We start from the raw sequence: 6,841 nt of genomic DNA, 5'->3' as shown, positions 1-6,841 counted from the left end.
CCGCGGCCGCGGCGCGAAGGGCCGCGCGGCGGGGACTGGCCGCGGCGCCGGCCCGCTTTCGACCGGCAGCCCGGCCGCCTTCCAGGCCGCGAAGCCGCCTGCCAGCAGCCGCACATCGTCGAAGCCGATCCAGCGCAGCGTCCAGAAGGTCCGCGCCGCCCAGTTCCCGCCGACGCGGTCGTAAACCACCACGCGGCTGCCGTCCCCCACGCCATGCGCCGCGAAGGCGGCGGCCACGGCCTCGGGCATCGGCAGCGCGAAGCGGAAGCCGCGCGCGCGGTCCCACAGCCAGTCCAGCGCATCGAGATGCACCGAGCCGGGGATCCGGTGCTTTTCGAACGACGTCCGGACGCTCTCCTGCAGCATCGCCGTCAGCTCCGGGGATGGGCGCTGGAAGACGCTGCCATCCAGCACGACGAGCCCCGGCGCGCCAAGCTCCGCCGCGAGGGCTTCGGGCGTGACGGTCAGGCTCATTCGGGCTGGAAATTCGCCAGGCGCAGCAGGGCGGCGTTGCGTGCCACATCCTCGCGGATGAAGGCCTCCGCCTGCTCCACCGTCTCGGCCACCGGCTCGAAGCCGAGCCCGGTCAGGCGTTCCACCACCGCGGGTTCGCGCATGCCCTCGACCAGCGCGGCGTTGTAGCGGGCGACGATCTCGGCGGGGGTGCCGCGCGGCGCCCAGACCCCGTACCAGGAATAGAATTCGAAGCCGGGCAGCCCCGCCTCGGCCATTGTCGGCAGGTCCGGCGCAAGCGGCGTGCGCTGCGCGGTCGCGATGCCGAGGCCGCGCAGCTGCCCCCCGCGCACCATCGGCAGCGTGGCCAGTACCGGGTCGAACATCAGATGCGCGTTGCCCGCGGCCACGTCGGTCAGCGCCGGCGCCGTGCCGCGATAGCCGACGATCTCGATGTTCGCCCCCGTCACGCGGTTGAACTCGATGGCGCCGAGATGCCCCGCCGCGCCAAGGGAGGAGGTGGCGAAGGACCAGCGCGCGGGTTCGCGCTTCGCGGCCTCCACCACCTCGGGGATGGTGCGCTGCGGGCGTTGCGGGCTCATCACCAGCACGAGCGGCCCGCGCGCGGTGCGCGCCAGCGGCACGAACTCCGTCACCGGGTCGTAGGGCACGTTGCGCATCACATGCCGTGCCATCGGGTGGATCGAGGCCGAGCCGAGGATGGTGTAGCCATCGGCCGGCGCCTGCAGCACCGCCTGGCTGCCAACCTGGCCATTCGCGCCGGAGCGGTTTTCCACCACCACCGTCGCACCGAGCCTTTCCTGGATCTTCTGCGCCGCGAGGCGGGACATCGCATCCGTCGCCCCGCCTGGCGGATAGGGCACGATCATGCGGATGTTGCGCGCAGGGAAGCCGCCCTGCGCCAGGGCGGGGGCCGCCAGCAGCGCGCCCGCGCCGCCGAGGAGGTGTCTGCGTCGCATCGTGAAGGTCTCCCGGTCTCTCGCCGCCCATCCTGCACGCCCCGGGCGGTGCATCCAACGCCCGCGCATGCGACAAGCGCGCATGGAGAAGGTCGATCTCGCCCTCTGCCTCGCCGTGGATGCGTCTTCCTCGGTGGACCATGACGAGTTCGGGCTCATGCTCGGGGGCTATGCGGCGGCGTTCCGCGACGAATCGGTCGCGGCCGCGCTGGCGGCCGGGCCGCGCGGCGCGGTGGCGGTCGCCATGCTGCTCTGGTCGGGCGTGGGCGCGCAGTCGGTCGCGGTGCCCTGGACGCGGATCGACGGCGCCGCCGCAGCCGCCGCCTTCGCCGATCTGGTGGACAACGCGCCCCGCCTCGTCGCCCCCGGCGCGACCGCGCTGGGGGAAGGTATGGCCGCCGGCCTCGCGCTGCTCGCCGCCTGTCCCGCCGAGGCGACGCGCATCGTGATGGATGTCTCGGGCGACGGGCGGCACAACCAGGGCCGCGCACCGGGACCGGTGCGCGACATCGGCGTCGCGGCGGGGGTGACGATCAACGCCCTTGCCGTGCTGAACGAGGAGCTGGACCTGCTGGCCCATTATGTCTCGGAGGTGATCGGCGGCCCCGGCGCCTTCGCCGTGCACACCCCGGATTACGAGGCCTTCGCCGAGGCGATCCGCGACAAGCTGTGGCGCGAGATCGGGGGCGCCGCCATCGCCTGAACCCCGGCGCACGAGGCTTCGGCCTGCGCGCGGAAGGGCGGCACGGGCGGACCGGTCGCGCGAGGCCGGGCCCCACCCCGCCGCTGGCACGACTTGCGAACCGCCTGCCAGCGAGGCTAGGTGGGCGCGCATCAAGAGTTGGGCCGGCGCCCGACGCCAACCTGCCTTCCCGGGCAAGGTGGCGCCTCCGCGAGGGGGGATGCGGCCGCTCCGGCAACCAAACGGGATGCGCCGCCTTGCGTCGATCCGGCTCCATCGAAGGAGGATCCGATGCTCGACGTGGCGCCCGCCCCCGATCTCGCGCTGCTGCTCGGCCCCAGGGACAGGGCCGAGTTCGTCGCCTTCTGCGATTGGACGACGCGCAGGAGGCGATGCGAGCCGTCCTGGCTGTACGTCGTGCTTCATCGGGGGCATGGGGACTGGACCCATGCCTACCGGGTCGTGCCGGACCGTCGGCCGGGGCACCTCGCCGTCTACCTGGAGCGCGCAGCGGAAGGGGATTGCCGGGCGGCACTGGCGGAATGGCTCCGCGCCCGCGCGGCGGTGGGCGGGCGGCGCTGAGCAGCTTGCGTCGGCACGGCCGGGCGGGGCAGAAGGCGGGCATGCTCCTCCTCATTCCCGGCCCGGTGCAGACCCGCCCCGAGGTCCGCGCCGCCATGGCCCAGGACATCGCGCCCTGGGACAGCGGCTTCCAGCCCGTCTATGCCCGTGTGCGAGACCGCATCGTCGCCGTGGCCGGCGGCACCCCGGGCGTGCACGCGACGCTGCCGATCCAGGGCGCGGGGCATTTCGTGAGCGAGGCCGCGCTGCGCACCTTCGTCGCCCCCGGTGCCAAGGTGCTGATCCCGATGAACGGCGCCTATGCCACGCGCATGGCGCGGCTCGCGCGCGAAGCCGGGCGCGTGGTGGTGGAAGTGCCGCTGCCCGACACGCGCGGCGCCACGGCGGCAGACATCCTGCCGGCGCTGGACGCCGACCCCGCCATCGGCACCGTCGCCATGGTGTTCAACGAGACCGGGTCGGGCATCGTCAATGACGCGGCCGGCATTGGCGATGCGCTGCGCGCGCGCGGCACCCGGCTCATCCTCGACGCGGTCTCGGCCTTCGGCGTGCTGCCCTTCCCGCTGGCCGAGCACCCCGAATGCGATGCGCTGGTCTTCACCTCCGGCAAGTGCCTGGAAGGCATGCCGGGGATGGGCTTCGCGGTGGCGCGCATCGACCGGGCGGAGGCCTGCGCTGGCAATGCAGGGTCCTGGTCCTTCGACCTGTCCGACGTGCTGGCCCATGCACGGCGATCCGGCTGGGGGTCGATCCGCTTCACGCCGCCGGTGCAGGCGATCGCGGCCTTCGACGTGGCGCTCGACCTGTACGAGCGCGAAGGCGGGCAGGCGGCGCGGCTCGCCCGGTACAGGGAGAACACGACGATCCTCTATGACGGGATCCTCGCGCTCGGCCTGAAGCCCTATCTCGCGCGCGAGCACCAGGGGCCGGTGATCGTCACCATCCACCAGCCTTCCGATCCGCGCTTCGACCTGATGACCTTCGTCGAGGCGCTGAAGCGCCGCGGCGTGCTGATCAGCAATTTCTACAACACTGCCGCGCCGACCATGCGCATCGGCGCGATCGGCGCCATCACGCCGGATGACATGCGCCGCGCGGTCGCGTCGATCGGCCAGGCGTTGGAGGATGTGCTGCCCAAGGCGGCGTAGCGGTCGTCCTGCCCGGCCGCCCGCCTGGCGCGCCCGCACCGGCAAGTCGGCGAGCAGCGCTGAGGTCATGGCGGCGGCGCGGGCCCTTGGCTCGTGCCGAGGACTCGAAGGCGGCCCGCCGGTCGTCCGGCGCCACGCCAGGGGCGTGCGTCGGCGCAGGACGCCTAGCTAACTGGGCTCGGCGCTTGAGGGCATGAGAGGAGGCATACCGGCGGTCGACGCATTCGGCCTCCGGTATCAGACGCCGAGGTCCGCCAGCACGATCGCATCCACCTCCGCCCCCGCCTCCAGCGCAGCGGCATGGGGCGCGCGCAGGATCAGCGCATCGGCGCGGGCGAGCGTCGCGATCATCGAACTGTCCTGCACCGGCGCGGGTGTGGCGACCAGCCGCCCTTGCGCATCCGTCGCGAGGCTCGCGCGCAGATGGTCCGCCCGCTTGTCGTTCGCCGGCAGCGGGACGGCGATGCGCAGGCGTCGCGTCGGCGGCGCATCGCCCGGCAGGCCGCTCATGCGCGCGATGGCGGGCAGCAGGAACAGCACGCCGCAGACCAGCGCGCTGACCGGGTTGCCCGGCAGCCCCAGCACCGGCGTCCGACCGAGCCTGCCCCAGATCAGCGGCTTTCCCGGCCGCATGGCGATCTGCCAGAAGCCGAGCTCGAAGCCTTCCGTGCCCAGCGCCGCCTGCACCAGGTCGTGCTCGCCCACGCTCGCCCCGCCGGTCGTCACCAGCAGGTCGAAGGCATGGGCGGTGCCGGCGACCTCGCCGATCGCGCGCGCATCGTCCCGCGCGATCGGCAGCACGACCGGGTCGCCGCCGGCGCCGCGGATCATCGCGGCCAGCGCATGGGCGTTGGAGGAAACGATGCCCCCCGCCGGGATCGGGTCCCCCGGCAGGGCGATCTCGTCGCCCGTGGCCAGGATGCCGATGCGCGGGCGGCGATGCACGGCAAGCCATGGATTGTCCGACGCGGCGGCGAGGCCGATGTCGCGCGGGCTCAGGCGCCGCCCGGCCGGCAGCACGGTCTCCCCTGCCGCGAAATCCAGGCCCCGCCGGCGGATATGCCGGCCTTCGCGCGCGGCCTCGTTCACGCGGACCGTGCCTTCGGCCGCCGTTGCATCCTCCTGGATCAGCACCGAATCCGCACCCTCGGGGATGACGCCGCCGGTGAAGATGCGCACCGCCTGCCCGGGCCCGACCACGCCCGCGAAGGGCCGCCCGGCCGGGGCCGCGCCGATCACGGCGAGTGCGGCACCTTCCACCGCATCGGCGGCGCGCAGCGCGTAGCCGTCCATCGCCGAGACATCGGCCGGCGGCTGGGTCAGCCGTGCGACGACGGGCCGTGCGAGCACGCGCCCGGCGGCCTCGGGCAGCGCCACCGTCTCTGCCGCGGTGGGGGCCAGGGCGGCGAGGATGCGCGCCCGCGCCTCGGCCACCGGCAGCAGGTCACGCGCCACGGAACTCGCCCGACTTGCCGCCCGCCTTGTGCACGAGCCGCACATCCTCGATGCGCATGGACCGGTCCACGGCCTTGACCATGTCGTAGACGGTGAGTGCCGCGACCGTCACTGCGGTCAGCGCCTCCATCTCCACGCCGGTCTTGCCGCTGAGCTTCACCGTCGCCTCGATCGCGACGGCGTCCTCGCCCTCGGGCTCGAGGTCGAGCGTGACCTTGGAGATCATCAGCGGGTGGCAGAGCGGGATCAGCTCATGCGTCTTCTTGGCCGCCATGATGCCGGCGATGCGCGCAACGCCGAGCACGTCGCCCTTGCCCGCACGGCCTTCCCGGATCAGCGCGAGCGTTTCGGGCTGCATGACGATGCGCCCGCGGGCGGTCGCCGTGCGCCCCGTCTCCTCCTTGCCGGAGACATCGACCATGGCGGCGCGGCCCGCCGCGTCGAAATGGGTGAGCGCCATGGCGCGGCTCAGCGCGCCTCGACCAGCTCGCGCGCCGCCGCGGCGACGTCGTCCTGGCGCATCAGGTGTTCCCCCACCAGGATGCAATGCGCGCCGGCGGCGGCCATGCGGCGGACATCGGCCTGGGTACGGATGCCGCTCTCGGCCACCGGCAGGCGGTCGGCGGGCACCAGCGGTGCGAGTTCCTCGCTCGTCGCGATATCGGTCTTGAGGCTGCGCAGGTCGCGGTTGTTGATGCCGATGAGGCGCGTGTTGAGCCCGAGCGCGCGATCGAGTTCGCGCCGGTCGTGCACCTCGGCCAGCACCGCCATGTCGAGGGAGCGGGCGAGCTCGAGCAACTGCGCCGCCATCTCGTCCGTCAGGCAGGCCATGATCAGCAGGATGCAGTCCGCGCCCATGGCGCGCGCCTCGAACACCTGCCAGGGGTGGATCATGAAGTCCTTGCGCAGGACGGGCAGGGAGCAGGCGGCGCGCGCGGCCTCCAGGTCTTCCCGCTTGCCCTGGAAGTACGGCCCGTCGGTCAGGATGGACAGGCAGGCCGCGCCCCCTTCCTCATAGGCCCGGGCCAGCGCCGGCGGGTCGAAGGGGTCGCGGATCAGCCCGCCCGAGGGCGAGGCGCGCTTGATCTCGGCGATCAGGCCCGTGCGGCCTTCCCCGATGCGCTGGCAGAGCGCGCCGACGAAGTCGCGCACCGGCGGCGCGGCCGCCGCGGCGCGCTCGATCTCGGACTGGGAGGTGGCGGCCATGCGCTCGGCCACCTCCTTCTCCTTGTCCGCGATGATGCGGACCAGGACATCGGGCACCGAGGCGGCGCCGGCGGCTTGCGTGATCACCGGGGGGGCGTTCATGGCTTAAGCGTCCTTGGGGGGGCAGGCGACGCGGAGGCGGGTCAGTACGCCAAGCGCCGCGCCTTCGTCTATGGCGCGGGCGGCGATGGCGGCACCTTCGGCGAGCGTGGCGGCGCGGCCGGCGACGATCAGCGCCGCGGCCGCGTTCAGCAGCACGACGTCGCGGTAGGCGCCCGGCGCGCCGCGCAGCAGGGCTTCGAGCGCCGCGGCGTTCTGCGCCGGGTCGCCGCCCT

Annotated in this window: 8 protein-coding genes, 1 pseudogene and 1 riboswitch; of the genes and pseudogenes, 3 read left to right on the top strand and 6 right to left on the bottom strand. The window is 73.5% G+C overall.

Annotated elements, in window-relative coordinates:
* Together HW577_RS17595 and HW577_RS17590 are read right to left on the bottom strand one after the other, a co-directional pair.
* Positions 1–474 (bottom strand): sulfurtransferase (locus tag HW577_RS17595; protein WP_269769563.1); only part of this gene is annotated, 474 nt, incomplete at its 3' end.
* Positions 471–1,433: a Bug family tripartite tricarboxylate transporter substrate binding protein gene (locus HW577_RS17590; RefSeq protein ID WP_198377450.1), complete on the bottom strand. Its 963-nt coding sequence runs from the start codon at positions 1,431–1,433 to the stop codon at positions 471–473. The genes HW577_RS17595 and HW577_RS17590, both read right to left, overlap by 4 nt.
* An 82-nt stretch (positions 1,434–1,515) precedes the next feature.
* On the opposite strand from HW577_RS17590, the gene HW577_RS17585 reads away from it, so the two are divergent.
* The 3 genes from HW577_RS17585 (at position 1,516) to HW577_RS17575 (ending at position 3,845) form a co-directional block, all read left to right on the top strand.
* Positions 1,516–2,136: a DUF1194 domain-containing protein gene (locus HW577_RS17585; RefSeq protein WP_198377449.1), complete on the top strand. Its 621-nt coding sequence runs from the start codon at positions 1,516–1,518 to the stop codon at positions 2,134–2,136.
* 123 nt (positions 2,137–2,259) lie between these two features.
* Positions 2,260–2,367: riboswitch (SAM-I-IV-variant riboswitch) on the top strand.
* A 39-nt stretch (positions 2,368–2,406) separates the two neighbouring features.
* Positions 2,407–2,697 (top strand): hypothetical protein, encoded by a 291-nt coding sequence (locus HW577_RS17580; protein ID WP_198377448.1) that lies wholly within the window; start codon positions 2,407–2,409, stop codon positions 2,695–2,697.
* A gap of 41 nt (positions 2,698–2,738) precedes the next feature.
* Complete coding sequence (locus tag HW577_RS17575; RefSeq protein WP_198377447.1) at positions 2,739–3,845, top strand: 2-aminoethylphosphonate--pyruvate transaminase; 1,107 nt, start codon at positions 2,739–2,741, stop codon at positions 3,843–3,845.
* A gap of 237 nt (positions 3,846–4,082) precedes the next feature.
* On the opposite strand, the gene HW577_RS17570 is transcribed toward HW577_RS17575, so the two are convergent.
* The 4 genes and pseudogenes from HW577_RS17570 to HW577_RS17555 form a co-directional block, all read right to left on the bottom strand.
* Positions 4,083–5,288, bottom strand: coding sequence for a molybdopterin molybdotransferase MoeA (locus HW577_RS17570; protein ID WP_198377451.1), 1,206 nt, complete (start codon positions 5,286–5,288; stop codon positions 4,083–4,085).
* A gap of 1 nt (position 5,289) precedes the next feature.
* Positions 5,290–5,760: a cyclic pyranopterin monophosphate synthase MoaC gene (gene moaC, locus HW577_RS17565; protein WP_198377446.1), complete on the bottom strand. Its 471-nt coding sequence runs from the start codon at positions 5,758–5,760 to the stop codon at positions 5,290–5,292.
* Positions 5,761–5,768: 8 nt separating this feature from the next.
* A complete protein-coding gene (gene trpC, locus HW577_RS17560; RefSeq protein WP_198377445.1) occupies positions 5,769–6,608 on the bottom strand; it encodes an indole-3-glycerol phosphate synthase TrpC in 840 nt (279 codons plus the stop codon).
* A gap of 3 nt (positions 6,609–6,611) precedes the next feature.
* Positions 6,612–6,841: pseudogene (locus tag HW577_RS17555) on the bottom strand (bifunctional anthranilate synthase component II/anthranilate phosphoribosyltransferase); the annotation flags it as partial.

This window comes from Neoroseomonas rubea, from assembly GCF_016106015.1.
GTDB lineage: Bacteria > Pseudomonadota > Alphaproteobacteria > Acetobacterales > Acetobacteraceae > Neoroseomonas > Neoroseomonas rubea.
The sequence above is the reverse complement of the archived record's forward strand: the minus strand, read 5'-3'. Positions and strand labels throughout refer to the sequence as shown.